Source organism: Marinovum sp. PR37 (assembly GCF_028807375.1).
GTDB classification, from domain to species: Bacteria; Pseudomonadota; Alphaproteobacteria; order Rhodobacterales; family Rhodobacteraceae; genus Marinovum; species Marinovum algicola.
This window is the reverse complement of sequence record NZ_JARAML010000003.1, coordinates 120298-135687: the sequence shown is the minus strand read 5'-3', so window position 1 is coordinate 135687 and position 15390 is coordinate 120298. Positions and strand designations below refer to the sequence as shown.

17 protein-coding genes are annotated in these 15390 nt (G+C 65.2%); 14 read left to right on the top strand and 3 right to left on the bottom strand.

Translation table 11 applies throughout. The annotated features are described in order from the left end of the window. Positions 1 to 35 precede the first annotated feature (35 nt). Positions 36 to 1544 (top strand): hypothetical protein, encoded by a 1509-nt coding sequence (locus PVW49_RS03770; RefSeq protein ID WP_274589931.1) that lies wholly within the window; start codon positions 36 to 38, stop codon positions 1542 to 1544. Positions 1545 to 1554: 10 nt separating this feature from the next. Then, positions 1555 to 3147, top strand: a complete 1593-nt coding sequence (locus tag PVW49_RS03765; RefSeq protein ID WP_274589930.1) for a heme biosynthesis protein HemY — start codon at positions 1555 to 1557, stop codon at positions 3145 to 3147. Positions 3148 to 3166: 19 nt separating this feature from the next. Here PVW49_RS03765 and PVW49_RS03760 read toward each other — a convergent pair whose 3' ends face one another. Genes PVW49_RS03760 through PVW49_RS03750 form a run of 3 tightly spaced genes read right to left on the bottom strand, consistent with a single transcriptional unit; the run spans position 3167 to position 5030 of the window. After that, positions 3167 to 4225 (bottom strand): YeeE/YedE family protein, encoded by a 1059-nt coding sequence (locus tag PVW49_RS03760; protein ID WP_274589929.1) that lies wholly within the window; start codon positions 4223 to 4225, stop codon positions 3167 to 3169. Between the two features lie 50 nt (positions 4226 to 4275). Next, positions 4276 to 4665 carry an ArsR/SmtB family transcription factor gene (locus tag PVW49_RS03755; RefSeq protein WP_371398825.1) on the bottom strand — a complete coding sequence of 130 codons (390 nt, stop codon included), beginning with the start codon at positions 4663 to 4665 and terminating at the stop codon, positions 4276 to 4278. After that, positions 4662 to 5030, bottom strand: a complete 369-nt coding sequence (locus PVW49_RS03750; RefSeq protein ID WP_170850633.1) for a hypothetical protein — start codon at positions 5028 to 5030, stop codon at positions 4662 to 4664. Before PVW49_RS03750 ends, PVW49_RS03755 begins: the two co-directional genes overlap by 4 nt. A gap of 80 nt (positions 5031 to 5110) precedes the next feature. Here PVW49_RS03750 and PVW49_RS03745 point away from each other — a divergent pair, with 80 nt between their 5' ends. The 12 genes from PVW49_RS03745 (at position 5111) to PVW49_RS03690 (ending at position 15385) form a co-directional block, all read left to right on the top strand. Continuing rightward, complete coding sequence (locus tag PVW49_RS03745) at positions 5111 to 5851, top strand: cytochrome c biogenesis CcdA family protein (protein WP_074840567.1); 741 nt, start codon at positions 5111 to 5113, stop codon at positions 5849 to 5851. Between the two features lie 26 nt (positions 5852 to 5877). Then, positions 5878 to 6456 (top strand): thioredoxin family protein, encoded by a 579-nt coding sequence (locus PVW49_RS03740; RefSeq protein WP_048534060.1) that lies wholly within the window; start codon positions 5878 to 5880, stop codon positions 6454 to 6456. 118 nt (positions 6457 to 6574) lie between these two features. Further along, on the top strand, positions 6575 to 7054 hold the full coding sequence (gene soxX / locus PVW49_RS03735; RefSeq protein ID WP_274561791.1) for a sulfur oxidation c-type cytochrome SoxX: 480 nt from the start codon (positions 6575 to 6577) through the stop codon (positions 7052 to 7054). 31 nt (positions 7055 to 7085) lie between these two features. Next, a complete protein-coding gene (gene soxY, locus PVW49_RS03730; RefSeq protein WP_048533472.1) occupies positions 7086 to 7502 on the top strand; it encodes a thiosulfate oxidation carrier protein SoxY in 417 nt (138 codons plus the stop codon). 15 nt (positions 7503 to 7517) lie between these two features. Then, the gene (soxZ, locus tag PVW49_RS03725; RefSeq protein ID WP_048533471.1) at positions 7518 to 7847 is read left to right on the top strand and encodes a thiosulfate oxidation carrier complex protein SoxZ; all 330 of its coding nucleotides are present in this window, start codon (positions 7518 to 7520) and stop codon (positions 7845 to 7847) included. Positions 7848 to 7930: 83 nt separating this feature from the next. Next, entirely contained in the window at positions 7931 to 8776 is an 846-nt protein-coding gene (gene soxA, locus PVW49_RS03720) for a sulfur oxidation c-type cytochrome SoxA (protein WP_274561790.1), read from the top strand. 113 nt (positions 8777 to 8889) lie between these two features. Then, a complete protein-coding gene (gene soxB / locus PVW49_RS03715) occupies positions 8890 to 10587 on the top strand; it encodes a thiosulfohydrolase SoxB (RefSeq protein WP_274589928.1) in 1698 nt (565 codons plus the stop codon). A gap of 125 nt (positions 10588 to 10712) precedes the next feature. Then, complete coding sequence (gene soxC / locus PVW49_RS03710) at positions 10713 to 11981, top strand: sulfite dehydrogenase (RefSeq protein WP_274589927.1); 1269 nt, start codon at positions 10713 to 10715, stop codon at positions 11979 to 11981. Beyond that, positions 11965 to 13248 carry a c-type cytochrome gene (locus PVW49_RS03705; RefSeq protein ID WP_371398824.1) on the top strand — a complete coding sequence of 428 codons (1284 nt, stop codon included), beginning with the start codon at positions 11965 to 11967 and terminating at the stop codon, positions 13246 to 13248. The genes soxC and PVW49_RS03705 overlap by 17 nt, the downstream gene beginning before the upstream one ends. A 4-nt stretch (positions 13249 to 13252) precedes the next feature. Continuing rightward, positions 13253 to 13597, top strand: coding sequence for a c-type cytochrome (locus tag PVW49_RS03700; RefSeq protein WP_274589926.1), 345 nt, complete (start codon positions 13253 to 13255; stop codon positions 13595 to 13597). A 30-nt stretch (positions 13598 to 13627) separates the two neighbouring features. Continuing rightward, on the top strand, positions 13628 to 14893 hold the full coding sequence (locus PVW49_RS03695; protein ID WP_274589925.1) for an NAD(P)/FAD-dependent oxidoreductase: 1266 nt from the start codon (positions 13628 to 13630) through the stop codon (positions 14891 to 14893). A 60-nt stretch (positions 14894 to 14953) separates the two neighbouring features. Next, the gene (locus tag PVW49_RS03690; protein WP_139211524.1) at positions 14954 to 15385 is read left to right on the top strand and encodes a DUF302 domain-containing protein; all 432 of its coding nucleotides are present in this window, start codon (positions 14954 to 14956) and stop codon (positions 15383 to 15385) included. Positions 15386 to 15390 lie beyond the last annotated feature (5 nt).

Genomic DNA, 15390 nt, shown 5'->3' with positions numbered 1-15390 from the left:
GCCGCAGCAGTAAGATTCGGAAAGGGTGATCCTTGGTGTCAAATTCGAAAGAGCCGAAACCGGAAGAAACCGAAGACAAGACGGCTGCCGACGACCGGACAGATGCGCCGGAGGTCTCGGATACCACCGATGAGGCTGCGGGCCCCGAGACCCCCCCGGACGGTGCGGCCGACACGATTACCACCGGCGACGATACCTATCCCGTCGATGAGGGCGACATGATTTCCGGCGGCGATGACTCCTTTCCCGCCGATGAGGCCGATACGCTGGCCGCCGATGAGGCCGACACGCTGACGTCGGGCGAGGATACGCCAGCCGCCGGCGACAGCGCGGAGCCGCCCGAAGGCGGTGTCGAAGACGCCGATCCGCTGGCCGCCCCAGATCCGGTGCAGGCCGAGATGGCCGCCGACGAGGCCGGAGCGGATGCCGGCAATGAGCCCGAGCCCGAGGTCTTTGACGATGCCGAGCCGCCGCAGGCGGCGGCGCCGGTTGCGCCGCCGGTTACTGAAAAGGTGATCGAGCGTCGGGGGGGCTTTGTGCCGATGGTGCTGGGCGGCATCGTTGCCGCCGGGCTGGGCTATGGTGCCGCCTATTTCCTGGGGCAGGATGACAGCTTCGAAACCGAGACCCGCGCCGCGCTCGAGGCGCAGACCGCGCGGCTGGACGACGTGTCGGAGCAGATCACCGGCATGGCCGCCGATGTAACCGTGCGGATCGACACGCTTGCCGCTGACCTCGCCACCACGCAAGAGGCGTTGGGCGTCACCGAAAGCGAGCTGGGGGCGCAGAACGAACGGCTGACCGGCGTCGAGGCGCTGCGCGAGGAGATCGCGGCGATTGACGAACGCCTGACGACGCTGGCGAAACGGCCGATTGCCGACACCGTCTCGCGCGAGGCGATTGCGGCCTATGAAGCCGAGCTGGAGCGGCTGCGCGGCTCGATGGAAGAGCAGCGCCTGGCGATCGAAGAGACGATTGCCGCCGAAAAGGCCGAGATCGAGCAGATCGCGGCCGAAGCCACCCAGATGGAGGAACGCGCGCTGGAAGAGGCGCGGATTTCCGCCGCGCGCACGGCGCTGACTCAGGTGCTGACCGCGCTCGAGGCCGGCGATCCCTTTGCCGAGCCGCTGGCGACGCTGGCCGAGAACGTGGACGCGCCGATGACGGCGCTTGAGGCGGCGGCCTCCGACGGGGTGGTGACCCAGGCGGCGCTGCGCGAACGCTTCCCAGATGACGCGCGCGCCGCGCTGCGCGCCGCGCGCGCGGCCGGAACGGATGACGCCGACGGCGGCATCGGCGGCGTGCTGGAAAAGATGTTCGAGGTGCGTTCGGTCGAGCCGCGTGACGGCGTCGACACCGACGCCATTCTGTCACGCGCCGAAGCGGCGGTGCGCAGCGGCAACTTGCGTGTCGCACTTGATGAAATAACGGCTCTGCCGGATGCGGCGAAAGAGCCATTGGCCCAATGGGTGGCGGATGCCGAAACCCGGATGTCGGCGCTGGACGAAGCCAACGCCATCGCGGCACGCCTGAACCAGGGATAAGGACGAATTCATGCTTTGGTCACTACTGAAAATCCTCGTCTTTGTCGCCGTGGTTCTGGGGCTTGCCTGGGGCGCCGGCTGGCTTCTGGAATATGATGGCGCGGGGCTGCGCGTCACCTTCAACGGTCAGGAATTCACCTTTACCGCCTTGCAGGCCGTGCTTGCCCTGATGGCGCTGCTGGTGGCGCTCTGGGTGTTGCTCAAGGTGGTGTCCTTCCTCGTGGCGCTGCTGCGCTTCGTCAATGGCGATGAAACCGCGATCTCGCGCTATTTCGACCGCAACCGCGAGCGCAAGGGCTTTCAGGCGCTGAGCGACGGGCTGATGGCGCTGGCCTCGGGCGAGGGCAAGCTGGCGATGGCCAAGGCCGCCAAGGCCGACCGCTATCTCAACAAGCCCGAGCTGACCAACCTGCTGACCGCTCAGGCCGCCGAGATGGCCGGCGACCGCGGCAAGGCCGAGGCGGTCTACAAGAAGCTGGTGGCCAACGAGAAAACCCGTTTCGTCGGCGTGCGCGGCGTGATGAAGCAGCGGCTGGCCGATGGCGACACCGATACCGCGCTGAAGCTGGCCGAGCGGGCCTTTGCGATCAAGCCCAAGCATGAAGAGACGCAGGATATCCTGCTCAAGCTTCAGGCCGATCACGGCGATTGGGCCGGGGCGCGCAAGACGCTGAACGCCAAGTTGAAATCCGGCAACCTGCCGCGCGACGTGCACCGCCGGCGCGAGGCCGTTCTGGCGCTGTCGGAGGCGCGCGAGGTGGCCGCCGATGGCCGGACCATCGAACAGCGCGAAACCGCGATCGAGGCCAACCGGCTCTCGCCCGAGCTGATCCCGGCGGCGGTGATGGCGGCGCGCAGCTATATCGAGCAGGGCAAGCCGAAATACGCCACGCGGGTGATCAAGAAGGCCTGGGAGGCGCAGCCGCATCCCGATCTGGCCGCCACCTTTGCCGCCATCGAGCCCGACGAGACGCCGGCAGCCCGGATCAAGCGCTTTCAGCATCTGACCCGGCTGGCGCCGGAGCATCGCGAGACCAAGCTGCTCTTGGCCGAGCTGCATATCGCGGACGAGGATTTCCCCGGTGCCCGCCGGGCGCTGGGCGATCTGGCCGAGACCGGTCCCGACACCCGCACGCTGACCATCATGGCCGCCATCGAACGCGGCGAAGGCGCCTCGGATGCGGTGGTCAAGGGCTGGCTGGCCCGGGCGCTGAATGCGCCGCGCGGGCCGCATTGGGTCTGCGACAATTGCTCGAACATCCAGAGCGAATGGTCGGCGACCTGCACCAATTGCGGCGCGCTCGACACGCTGAGCTGGAAGACGCCGCCGGCCGAGGCTGCCTCGTCCAGCGCCGACAGCGCCATGCTGCCGCTGATCGTCGGTGCGATCGAGGATCATTCCGGCCGGGACATGGCGACGCAGGACAGCGTGATTGCCGGGGAGGCAATGCACAACGGTCCGGGCACGGGCGACGTCTCGGCCGAAGGCGCCGAGGACGATCAGACCATGGCCGAGAAGCTGGCCGAGGATGACACGCCGCCGGCGGCGGGAAAGATGGCGGATGACGCCGAGATCGTCGGCGAGGATACCCCCCGGGCCTGACGGCCCGGGCGTGCCCCGGTCATTCGGCCGGGGCAAACCCCAGCATCAGCTGACGCAGCCCGATGTAGCCGCCGGCGAGGATCGCGGCCAGCGTCACCGGCGCGCTCCAGGCCAGCAGGGACATGGCCGAGAGGCCCTGTCCGACGCTGCACCCGGTGGCCACCACCGCCCCCAGCCCCATCAGCGCCGCACCGCCGATCTGGCGGCGCAATTCGCGCGGGTCGTCGCAGGCCTCCCAGCGGAACTGGCCTTTGATCATCGACCCGAGGAAGGCCCCGGCCAGCACCCCAAGCACCGAGCCGGTGCCGAAATTCAGCGCCACCCCCGACGACAGCATGGCATAGAGAAGGGTGTCGCCGAGCGGTTTGGAAAAGGTATGTGACGAGACTGCGATATCGTCCCAGCCATGGCGCGCCACCCAGGAGGTGCCGGCCCAGGCGCCGACGATCGCCAGCCCGACCACCGCGCCCCAGATCAGCGTTTCGCGAGAGCGGCGCACCCGCACCGGCGCGGCGACAAAGGCGAGGATCGCCAGCCCGATGGCCAGCCCCGGCAGCGCCACCGGCAGGCCGGTCAGCCGGGCCAGCGCATGGGCCAGGCCGGGCAGCGCCTGCGGATCGGTCTCGACCACCGGAAAGACCGTGATGCGCAGCGTGGCCAGCGGCCCCGACAGCACCACATAGGCCGAGATGCCGGTGACCAGCACGATCACGAAGGACCGCAGGTCGCCGCCGCCGAGGCGGGCAAGCGCGCCAAAGCCGCAATTGCCGCTGATGGCCATGCCATAGCCAAAGACCAGTCCGCCCAGCACCGAAGCGACAGGCGACCAGGCGGTGGCAAGGTAGATCGGGGCGGCGGGGTCGAGCCAGCCCAGCGCGATCAGCACGAAGCTGCCGGTCACGGCGGTGCCGATGGCGATACCCCACATCCGCAGGCGCAGGTCGCTGCTGGAATAGAAATAATCCTCGATCGCACCGAGGGTGCAGAACCGCCCGAGCCGCGCCGCGAGGCCCAGCATCAGGCCGCTCAGCAGGCCGACAAGCGCCACGGCGGTGGCGTCGCCCATGGTGTCCAGCATCGGTCCTCCCTCCCCGAGATCCCTGCCGCCGGGGCCTGCCTGGCGCGGGCCTAGCGGTCTTCCGTGTCCGGCCGGCAGAACATGTCGTAGACGATTTCCATGATCTGGCGCGGCCGGTCGTCGGCCAGCGAATAATAGATCGCCTTGCCATCGCGCCGTGGCTTGACCATGCCTTCGAGCCGCAGCCGCGAAAGCTGTTGCGACACCGCCGCCTGGCGCGCCGAGAGCAGATCCTCCAGCTCGGTCACCGATTTTTCGCCGGTGGCCAGATGACAGAGGATCATTAGCCGCCCCTCGTGGCCCAGCGCCTTGAGGAAATTGGCGGCGTTGGTGGCGTTTTCCATCATCCGCTCGATGTCTTCCTCGCAGGTGTTCTCGTCGAACGCCGGAAGCGGCGATGCCTTTGCCGCGCCAAGGGTGGTGTTCATCGCGTCGGTCATCCTGCTGCCTCTTGCGTCCTGGCGGTATCGATCAGCCTGCCGAGCAGGCCCCAGAAGAAATCCTCGCCCGGATAACCTTCGATGCGCCCGCTCTCGACGCCGTCGACCATCAGCACGAAGGTCGGCGTGAAATGCAGGTCGCGGGCGAACTGCATGTCGTCCGGCGGGCGGTCGCGGATGTCGATCCGCCGCAGGGGCGCCTGGGCGCCCTCGTCGGTCTTGGGATAGACCGGTCCGACTTCCTTGTTCCACTTGGCGCACCAGACGCATCCGGGTTCCTCGACCATCACAAGCGCCATTTCGGCACGTGCAGCCGTGGCCAGCAGCATCAGCGCCGACAGCAGAAGCGGGACAATCTTCAGCATGCGAATTGATTTCATTTGATCCGAACCTGATATACTACCTAATCTGAATATGTGAATTTTACAAGCGGGACGGGCCTACGATGTTCGATGTCACTTTCGCAGGCGCTCTCCTGGCCGGATTGCTGTCATTCCTGTCACCCTGCGTCCTGCCGATCGTGCCGTTCTATCTCAGCTACCTCGCCGGGGTCGGGATGAACCAGGTGACCGCCAGCGCCGAGATCTCGGGCGCGGTGCGGCTGCGCGCGGTGCTGGCGGCAAGCTGTTTCGCGCTCGGCGTGATCACGGTCTTTGTGGCGCTCGGGGCCTCGGCCACGGTCTTTGGCCAGATGCTGCGCGACTATTTCGACATCCTGCGCTGGCTGGCGGCGGCGGTGATCCTCATCATGGGGCTGCATTTCCTGGGCGTGATCCGCATCGGGTTGCTCTATCGCCAGTTCCGCGCCGACACCGGCGCGACCTCGAACATGAGCCTGGCCGGCGCCTATGTGATCGGGCTCGCCTTTGCCTTTGGCTGGACGCCCTGCGTCGGCCCGGTGCTGGCGGCGATCTTGTTCACTGCGGCGGGGCAGGAGACCGCCGGAACCGGTGCGGCGCTGCTGTTTGTCTATGGCCTCGGGATGACCTTGCCGTTTATTCTGGCGGCGATGTTCATCGGGCCGTTCATGCGCTGGATGGCGCGGTTTCGCCGCCACCTGCCCAAGATCGAAAAGGCGATGGGCGCGCTGTTGATCGTCTTTGGCGTGCTGATTGCCACCGATACGATGAACTACATCGGTCAATGGATGCTCGAGACCTTTCCGGTCTTCATGCAGATCGGTTGACCACGACCTTCAAGGGGGAGGATGACATGACACGTTGGATCACAAGCCTCGCGGCGCTGCTGCTGGCGCTGCCGCTCTGGGCGGCAGAACTGGGCGACGACGGGCTGTACAAGACGGACTGGATGCGCGACACGTTCAAGGACCTGCGCGAGGATCTGGAAGAGGCCAATGCCGAAGGCAAGCGGCTGGCGCTGATCTTCGAGCAGCGCGGCTGCGTCTATTGCGACAAGATGCACAAGGAAGTGTTTCCGCGCCCCGAGATCGCCCGCATGATCAAGGACAATTACTTCGTGGTGCAGCTCAACCTGCATGGCGACATCGAGGTGACCGATTTCGACGGCGAGACGCTGAGCGAAAAGGACATGGCGCGCAAATGGGGGATTCTCTTTACCCCGACGGTGATGTTCCTGCCGGAAGAGGTGGCGCAGGATGCAACCGCGCCGCAGGTGGCGGTGGCGGTGATGCCCGGGGCCTTTGGCGCTGGCACCACGCTCGACATGTTCACTTGGGTTGCGGAAAAGAGGTATCTGCTTGATAACGGCGAGGATTTTCAGCGATACCACGCGCGGATGATCCAGGAACGCGACGATGGCAGCACCGATTGATTCAAATCAACTAATTCAAACTCATGAATTTGTTGTTGCGTCCGGCTGCCGCAGTGGACTACGGTACGCAAAGCAACCTGATACAAAAAATTACAAGGTAGCGACTTAGGGAGGGAATATGAGGCTCACGACACTAGCACTGGCGGTTGCCTCGCTGGGCGCGCAGGCCGCGCTCGCGGCAGAAGTGGCCCCGCAGGATGTGACCTACGACGATTACGGCGCCATTGCGACTTCGCTGTCGGGCGCACCGGGCGACCCGGAAAGCGGCGCGATGATCATGAAGACCAAATCCAAGGGCAATTGCATCTCGTGCCACGAGGTGACCGAGCTCAAGGATGCGCCGTTCCATGGCGAGGTCGGTCCGATCCTCGATGGCGTCGGTTCGCGCTGGGAAGAGGCCGAGCTGCGCGGCATCGTCGCCAATGCCAAGATGACTTATGACGGCACGGTGATGCCGGCATTCTACAAGACCAGCGGTTTCATCCGTCCCGGCAACGGCTTTACCGGCAAGGCGGGCGAAGAGCCGCTGCCGCCGCTGCTGACGGCGCAGGAGATCGAAGACGTGGTGGCGTTCTTGATGACGTTGAAAGACGAGTGACCGCCCGTCAGACGAGACAAGGAGACAAATGATGGATTTCACGCGACGCGAAACGCTGGCTCTCGGTGCCGGTGCCGCGCTTCTGACCGTCCTGCCGTTCCGCGCCTTTGCGTCGGTGGACGATCTTATCAATGATTTCACCGGCGGAGCCGAAACCGGTGAGGGCGGGCTCGAGCTGACCGCGCCCGAGATCGCCGAGAACGGCAACACAGTCCCGATCGAGGTTTCGGCCCCCGGCGCCACCGCCATCGCGGTCTTTGCCGCCGGCAACCCGGCGCCGCCGGTCGCGACGTTCAACTTCGGCCCGCTGGCCGCCGCGCAGGAGGCCGCCACGCGGATTCGCCTTGCCGGAACCCAGGACGTGATTGCCGTCGCACAGATGGCCGACGGCAGCTTTGTCCGCGCCTCGAAGACCGTCAAGGTCACCATCGGCGGCTGCGGCGGCTAACAAGGAGACAGAACAATGGCAAAAGGTGTGAAACCCCGCGTCAAGGTGCCCAAGAAGGCCCAGGCCGGCGAAGCGATCACGATCAAGACCCTGATCAGCCACACGATGGAATCCGGCCAGCGCAAGGACAAGGACGGCAACACCATCCCGCGCTCGATCATCAATCGGTTCACTTGTGATTTCAACGGCGAGAACGTGATCGATGTCACGCTGGAACCGGCGATCTCGACCAACCCGTACTTTCAGTTTCAGGCCACGGTGCCTGAATCGGGTGAATTCAAGTTCACCTGGTATGACGATGACGGCTCGGTCTATGAGGAAGCCAAGGAAATCGCGGTCGGCTGAGGCCCCTGCCTGCTCCGGATGGACCGGGGCGGGCGCGCCATCTGACCCCGAAAACGGGGCAGGACAGCTTAGGGAGGGAAGATATGAAATTTACCGCACTCACTGCCGCAGCATTGTTGGCCGCGGCACCGGCCTTTGCCGGCGGTCCTGACGATGACGCGCTGGTCATCAACGGCGACGTCGAGATGGTCTCCAAGGCCGACGCCCCCGCCCATCTGGACGGTGCGCTGGGCGACAAGGTGATCTCGGGCTGGCACTACCGCACCAACGAGACCCAGGCGCTGGAGCTCGACGATTTCGACAACCCCGGCATGATCTTTGTCGATCAGGCGCTGGATCAGTTCGAGGTGGTCGAAGGCGCCGCCGGCAAGAGCTGTGCCTCCTGTCACGAGGACATCGAGAGTTTTGCCGGGCTCACCGCAGAAATGCCCAAGGTCAACGAGGCCGGCGAACTGGTGGTGATGGAAGATCTGGTCAACACCTGCCGCACCGAGCGCATGGAAGCCGAACCGTGGAAATGGTCGGGCGCCGAGATGCAGGGCATGATCGCCGCCATCGCGCATCAGTCGCGCGGCATGCCGATGAACGTGGCCATCGACGGCCCGGCCCAGGATTACTGGGAGCAGGGCAAGGAGATGTATTACACCCGCTATGGCCAGCTCGAGCTGTCCTGTGCCTCCTGCCATGAGGACAACAACGGCAACTACATCCGCGCCGATCACCTCAGCCAGGGCCAGATCAACGGCTTTCCGACCTATCGTCTGAAGCAGGCCAAGCTGATCTCCAAGCACAACCGCTTCCGCGGCTGCATCCGCGACACCCGCGCCGAGACCTTTGCCGAGGGCTCCGACGAGTTCCGCGCGCTGGAGCTCTATGTCGCCTCGCGCGGCAACGGCCTCTCGGTCGAGACACCGGCGGTTCGCCAATAATCCACGCCCCGCGCCGGTTTCTCTGGCGCGGGGTTTTCTGTTCTTGACTTATTCACATATGCGCATGTGAAGCCGTGTGTGAGAAAAGCCCTGTGTGATACAAGGAGCCTCCGATGATCTCCCGCCGCGATTTCCTTCAGGTCTCGATGGCCGCCTCGGCCATGCTTGGCGCCTCCGGTTTCGGCACCTGGTCGCGCCTGGCCGCGCAGCAGGCGCTGACCCAGGACCAGCTTCTGGAGTTCGACACCTTCGGCAATGTCTCGCTGATCCATGTCACCGACATCCACGCCCAGATGAAGCCGATCTATTTTCGCGAGCCGTCGATCAATATCGGCGTCGGCGACAACAAGGGCGCGGTGCCGCATGTGACCGGCGCCGATTTCCGCCGGCTCTACGGCATCGACGACGGCTCGCCCGCGCATTATGCGCTGTCGTCGGGCGATTTTTCGGCCTTGGCGCAGGCCTATGGCCGGGTTGGCGGGCTCGACCGGGTGGCCACGGTGATCAATGCGATCCGCGCCGCGCGTCCCGATGCGCTGCTGCTGGATGGCGGTGACACCTGGCACGGCAGCTTCACCTGCTATCACACCGAAGGCCAGGACATGGTCAACGTGATGAATGCGCTGAAACCGGATGCGATGACCTTCCATTGGGAGTTCACCCTCGGCTCCGACCGGGTGGCCGAGATCGTCGAGGGCCTGCCCTTTGCCGCGCTGGGCCAGAACATCTTTGACGCCGAATGGGACGAACCGGCCGAGCTCTTCCCGCCCTACAAGTTTTTCGAGCGTGGCGGCGTCAAGATCGCCGTCATCGGCCAGGCCTTCCCCTATATGCCGATCGCCAACCCCGGCTGGATGTTCCCGGAATACGCCTTTGGGATCCGCGACGAGAACATGCAGGACATGGTCGACGAGGTGCGCGCGCAGGGCGCCGAGCTGGTGGTTTGCCTGTCGCACAACGGGTTCGACGTCGACAAGAAGATGGCCGGCATCGTCACCGGCATCGACGTGATCCTCTCGGGCCACACCCATGACGCGCTGCCCGAGCCGGTGCTGGTGGGCGACACGATCATCGTGGCGAGCGGGTCCAACGGCAAGTTCGTCTCGCGCATCGATCTCGATGTACAGAACGGGCGGATGATGGGCTTTCGGCACAAGCTGATCCCGATCTTTTCCGACGTGATCACCCCCGACAAGGAGGTTGCCGCCGTCATCGACGCAGAGCGCGCGCCCTATGAGGCGGAGCTGCAAGAGGTGATCGGCGAGAGCGAGAGCCTGCTTTACCGCCGCGGCAATTTCAACGGGTCGTGGGACGACCTGATTTGCGATGCGCTGCTGTCGGAACGCGACGCCGAGATTGCGCTGTCTCCGGGCGTGCGCTGGGGGCCGTCGCTGATCCCCGGCCAGAAGATCACCCGCGAGGATATCTGGAACGTCACCTCGATGACCTATCCCAACGCCTACCGCACCGAAATGACGGGCGAATTCCTGAAAATCGTGCTCGAGGACGTGGCCGACAACATCTTCAACCCCGATCCCTATTACCAACAGGGCGGCGATATGGTGCGCGTTGGCGGCATGGGCTACCGGATCGACATTTCGAAACCGCAGGGCGAGCGCATCTCCGAGATGACGCTGCTTTCGACCGGCGAGGCCATCGACCCGGCGCGCAACTACGTTGTCGCCGGCTGGGCCTCTGTGAACGAAGGCACCGAAGGCCCGCCGATCTGGGATGTGGTCGAGGCCCATATCTCCAAGCTGGGAACTGTCCGGCTTGATCCGAATACCAGCGTCGCCGTGACCGGCGTCTGAAGGCACAGAAGACCTGCCTGACCGCCCGACCCCGGGCGCACAGAACATGCCGTACTGCCCTCGGGCAGTGCGCTTTCCAATCGCGCCGTCCAAGCGGCAAACCGCAACCAAGGGAGAAGGGCCATATGTCTGACATCCTGAAATCATCCCGCCGTGCCTTCCTGCGCGGCAGCGTGGCCGCCGCCGCCGGTGCCGTCACCGCCGGGGCCGCCCGCGCCGCCACCCCCGATCCGCTGATCACCGAAGTACAGGACTGGGCGTCCGGGCTCGGCCAGGGCGTCGACGAGGTGCCTTATGGCCTGCCCATCGAATTCGAGAGCGACGTGATCCGCCGCAATGTCGAATGGCTCACCGCCGATACGATCAGCTCGATCAATTTCACCCCGATCCACGCGCTCGACGGCACGATCACGCCGCAGGGCTGCGCCTTCGAACGGCATCACTCGGGCGCCATCGAGCTGAAAAAGGAGGATTACCGCCTGATGATCAACGGGCTGGTCGATCGGCCGCTGGTCTTCACCTATGCCGATCTCGAGCGCTTTCCGCGCGAGAACCACGTCTATTTCTGCGAATGCGCCGCCAACACCGGCATGGAATGGGCCGGCGCGCAGCTCAATGGCGCGCAGTTCACCCATGGCATGATTCACAACATGGAATACACCGGCGTGCCGCTGCGCAGCCTGCTGAACGAGGCCGGGCTGTCGGGCGAGACGGCGGGCAAATGGGTCTATGTCGAAGGCGCCGATGCCTCGTCGAACGGCCGCTCGATCCCGCTGGAGAAGGCGCTGGATGACGTTCTGGTGGCGTTCAAGGCCAATGGCGAAGCGCTGCGCAAGGAGCATGGCTACCCGGTGCGCCTGGTGGTGCCGGGCTGGGAAGGCAACATGTGGATCAAGTGGCTGCGCCGGATCGAGGTGCTCGATCAGCCGGTCGAAAGCCGCGAAGAAACCTCGAAATACACCGACACGCTGGCCGACGGGACCAGCCGCAAATGGACATGGGTGATGGACGCCAAGTCGGTCATCACCTCGCCCTCGCCGCAAATGCCCATCACTCACGGACCCGGGCCGCTGGTTATCACCGGCATGGCCTGGACGGGGCACGGGCGGATCACCCGCGTCGACGTCTCCCGGGACGGCGGCAAGAGCTGGGAGACCGCACGGCTTTCGCAGGAGGGCGGAAACAAGGCGCTGGTGCGCTTCTATCTCGATACCGACTGGGACGGTGGCGAGATGCTGTTGCAGGCCCGCGCGATGGACGAGACCGGCTATGTCCAGCCGACCAAGTCCCAGCTGCGCGACGTGCGCGGCGAAAATTCGATCTATCACAACAACTGCATTCAGACCTGGCATGTGAAATCCAACGGGGAGGCCGAAAATGTCGAAGTTTCCTAAAGCCGCTCTGTTTGTCGGCGCGGGCGCGGGCATTGCCGCGACCGCCGGTCTTGCCATCACCCTGGCCGACCGCTTTGTCACCCCGATGCCCGCCACGGCGCCCACGATCGCCTTTCAAATCCCCGGTGGCGGCGCCCCGGCGGCCGAGGTGATCCCGGCCGCGACCGAAGTGGCCGAGCAAGCCGGGCTGGCAGAGCCGGCGGACGTGCCGCAGGCCGGGGCCGCCGCCAGCGCGCCAGAGGCCCCGGTGATCAAGATGGCAGCGGCCCAGGGCCTGACAGACAGCCGCCTCGGCCTCGGCCGCCCGGCATTGGAGGCGGAAATCGCCGCCTGGGACGTCGATATCCTGCCCGATGGCACCGGCTTGCCCGAAGGTTCCGGCGATGTCTGGACCGGCGAAGAGGTCTTTGCCGAGCAATGCGCCGCCTGTCATGGCGATTTTGCCGAGGGCGTCGGCAACTGGCCGACGCTGGCCGGCGGCTGGGACACGCTGGACCGGAAAGACCCGGTCAAGACCGTGGGCAGCTATTGGCCCTATCTCTCGACGGTCTGGGATTATGTCCACCGCTCCATGCCCTTTGGCGCGGCGCAGACATTGAGCGATGACGAGGTCTATGCGATCACCGCCTATATCCTCTATTCCAACGATATCGTTGGCGAGGATTTCACCCTCAGCCACGAGAACTTCCTCGAAGTCGAAATGCCCAACGCCGCGGGCTTCATCGTCGATGACCGGGCCGAGGCGGAATATGCGCAATGGCGGGCCGAGCCGTGCATGGAGAACTGCAAGGACAGTGTCGAAATCACCATGCGCGCCACCGTTCTGGATGTGACGCCGGATCAGGCCGGGGCGGCCGAAGACCCGCCTGCGGTCGAAAAGGCCACGGTCGAAGAGACCGAAGCCGTCGAAGAGGCCGAAGCCGTGGTGCCGGCCGCGCTTGATGCCGAACTGGTGGCGGCCGGTGAACGGGTGTTCCGGAAGTGCAAGTCCTGCCATCAGGTCGGCGAAGGGGCCAAGAACCGCACCGGCCCCGCGCTGAACGGCATTGTCGGCCATCCGGCCGGCGCGATCGACGGTTTCTCGTATTCGAAAGCGTTGAAGCAGGCCGGCGAAGATGGTCTGATATGGACAGAGGAAGACCTCAAAGCCTTTCTGGCCAAACCGCGCGACTATCTGCAAGGCACCAAGATGTCCTTCTCAGGCCTGCGCAAGGAGGCGGATCAGGCTGCGGTGGTCGAATACCTGAAATCCTTCGCCGAGGAGTGAAGCCATGCCCGTCGCCCCCCGCCCGCTGACCGTCGCCCTGGCGCTCTGTCTCGGGTGGGCGGCGGCGGTGACGGCCGAAGAGGAGACGGAGATCGGCGAAATCCTCGCCATCGAGGGCGACCCGGCGTATGGTGAATACCTGTCATCGGAATGCACCACCTGCCATCAGGCCTCTGGCAGCGACGCCATTCCCGCGATCGTCGGATGGCCGCAAGAGGCCTTCGTCGTCGCCCTGCACGGCTATAAATCGGGCCAGAGATCCCATCCCGCCATGCAGATGATCGCCGGGCGCCTGTCCGGCGAGGAGATTGCGGCGCTGGCCGCATATTTCGGGACGCTCGCACCATAGGGCGGCCCTGCTTTATGGGAGGAGACGGACATGACATTCAACAGACGGGCCTTTATCGGCACCGCCGCGGCGGCCGCGACGCTTCGCGCGCCGATGGTGCGGGCGGGGAGCCATGGCAAGCCTCGGGTTGTCGTCGTGGGCGGCGGCGCCGGCGGCGCCACGGCGGCACGTTACATCGCCAAGGACAGCGCCGGCGAGATCGACGTCACGCTGATCGAGCCATCGCGAAGCTATTACACCTGCTTTTTCTCCAATCTCTACATCGGCGGCTTTCGGACGATCGAGAGCATCGCGCATTCCTATGGCACCCTGGCCAGCGACTATGGGATCAACGTGGTGCACGACTGGGCCACCGGGGTGGACCGCGCCGCCAAATCCGTCGCGCTCGCCGGCGGCGGCCGGGTGCCGTATGACCGGCTGATCCTGTCGCCGGGCATCGATTTCGTCGCGGGCTCGGTGGCCGGCTGGGACCTCACGTCGCAAAATGCCATGCCGCATGCCTACAAGGGCGGCTCTCAGACAGAGCTGCTGAAGGCGCAGATCCTTGCGATGCCCGAAGGCGGAACCTTCGTGATGGTCGCGCCGCCCAACCCCTACCGCTGCCCGCCGGGGCCCTATGAGCGGGTGTCGATGGTGGCGCATGTGCTCAAGCAGAGCAATCCGACCGCCAAGATCATCATCGCCGATTCCAAGGCCAATTTCTCCAAGCAGGGGCTGTTCGAGGCCGGCTGGGAGGCGCATTACCCGGGCATGATCACCCGCATCGGCCCGGATTTCGGCGGCGAGAATGTCACCGTGAACCCGGCCGAGATGACGGTGGACATCGATGGCGAAGTGATCGAGGCGGCGGCCTGCAACGTGATCCCGGCGCAGAAGGCCGGCCATATCGCCGATCTGGCGGGGGTGACCGAGGGCAACTGGGCGCCGGTGAATGCCGTCGACATGTCGTCCAAGGTCGATCCCGAGATCCACGTTCTGGGCGATTCGGCGGCGCAGGGCGACATGCCGAAATCGGGCTTTTCCGCCAATTCGCAGGCCAAGGTCTGTGCCAATGCGGTGCGCGGCGCGCTGACCGGAAGCCGCGTCTTTCCGGCGCGGTTCTCCAATACCTGCTGGTCGCTGATCGATGCGGACGATGGCGTCAAGGTCGGCGCCACCTATGAGGCGACCGAAGAAAAGATCGCCCGGATCGACGGCTTTGTCAGCCAGACCGGTGAAGACGCGGCGACGCGCAAGGCGACCTACGAGGAAAGTCTCGGCTGGTATGACGCGATCACCAGTGACATGTTCGGCTGAAACCGGACCGGGGCGGGCTCTGCCCCGGGGCGGGGCCCGACTTTGAGGAGAGCACTACAGATGATCCGCCTGATTCCGCTGGCTTTTGCCGCCAGCCTGGCCGGCGCCGCCATGGCCGAAGCGCCAGTGATCACCCATGTCTATGACGGCAGCTACGAGGATGCGCTGTTCAGCGTCGAAAACGCCATCGTCAATCAGGGGCTGGTGGTGGATTACCGCAGCCACATCGGCGAGATGCTGGCGCGCACCCGTCAGGACGTGGGCGGCGCGCCGCTGTTTGATGCGGCGGATGCCTTTCTGTTCTGTTCGGCGCAGGTCTCGCGGCAGGTGATGGAGGCCGATCCCGCCAATATCGCCTATTGTCCCTACAGCGTCTTTGTCACCGACCGCGCCGGCAAGGTCGAGATCGGCTATCGCAGCTATCCCGCCGGCCCGATGGACGCGGTCGAGACGCTCCTGGGCGAGATCGTCGCAGAAGCGCTGGCGTTCTGAGCCGG

Coding starts and splice junctions, on each gene's coding strand:
- PVW49_RS03765 (WP_274589930.1), top strand. CDS start 1,555: ATGCTTTGGTCACTACTGAAAATCCTCGTCTTTGTCGCCGTGGTTCTG.
- PVW49_RS03760 (WP_274589929.1), bottom strand. CDS start 4,225: ATGCTGGACACCATGGGCGACGCCACCGCCGTGGCGCTTGTCGGCCTG.
- PVW49_RS03755 (WP_371398825.1), bottom strand. CDS start 4,665: ATGACCGACGCGATGAACACCACCCTTGGCGCGGCAAAGGCATCGCCG.
- PVW49_RS03750 (WP_170850633.1), bottom strand. CDS start 5,030: ATGCTGAAGATTGTCCCGCTTCTGCTGTCGGCGCTGATGCTGCTGGCC.
- PVW49_RS03745 (WP_074840567.1), top strand. CDS start 5,111: ATGTTCGATGTCACTTTCGCAGGCGCTCTCCTGGCCGGATTGCTGTCA.
- PVW49_RS03740 (WP_048534060.1), top strand. CDS start 5,878: ATGACACGTTGGATCACAAGCCTCGCGGCGCTGCTGCTGGCGCTGCCG.
- soxX (WP_274561791.1), top strand. CDS start 6,575: ATGAGGCTCACGACACTAGCACTGGCGGTTGCCTCGCTGGGCGCGCAG.
- soxY (WP_048533472.1), top strand. CDS start 7,086: ATGGATTTCACGCGACGCGAAACGCTGGCTCTCGGTGCCGGTGCCGCG.
- soxZ (WP_048533471.1), top strand. CDS start 7,518: ATGGCAAAAGGTGTGAAACCCCGCGTCAAGGTGCCCAAGAAGGCCCAG.
- soxA (WP_274561790.1), top strand. CDS start 7,931: ATGAAATTTACCGCACTCACTGCCGCAGCATTGTTGGCCGCGGCACCG.
- soxB (WP_274589928.1), top strand. CDS start 8,890: ATGATCTCCCGCCGCGATTTCCTTCAGGTCTCGATGGCCGCCTCGGCC.
- soxC (WP_274589927.1), top strand. CDS start 10,713: ATGTCTGACATCCTGAAATCATCCCGCCGTGCCTTCCTGCGCGGCAGC.
- PVW49_RS03705 (WP_371398824.1), top strand. CDS start 11,965: ATGTCGAAGTTTCCTAAAGCCGCTCTGTTTGTCGGCGCGGGCGCGGGC.
- PVW49_RS03700 (WP_274589926.1), top strand. CDS start 13,253: ATGCCCGTCGCCCCCCGCCCGCTGACCGTCGCCCTGGCGCTCTGTCTC.
- PVW49_RS03695 (WP_274589925.1), top strand. CDS start 13,628: ATGACATTCAACAGACGGGCCTTTATCGGCACCGCCGCGGCGGCCGCG.
- PVW49_RS03690 (WP_139211524.1), top strand. CDS start 14,954: ATGATCCGCCTGATTCCGCTGGCTTTTGCCGCCAGCCTGGCCGGCGCC.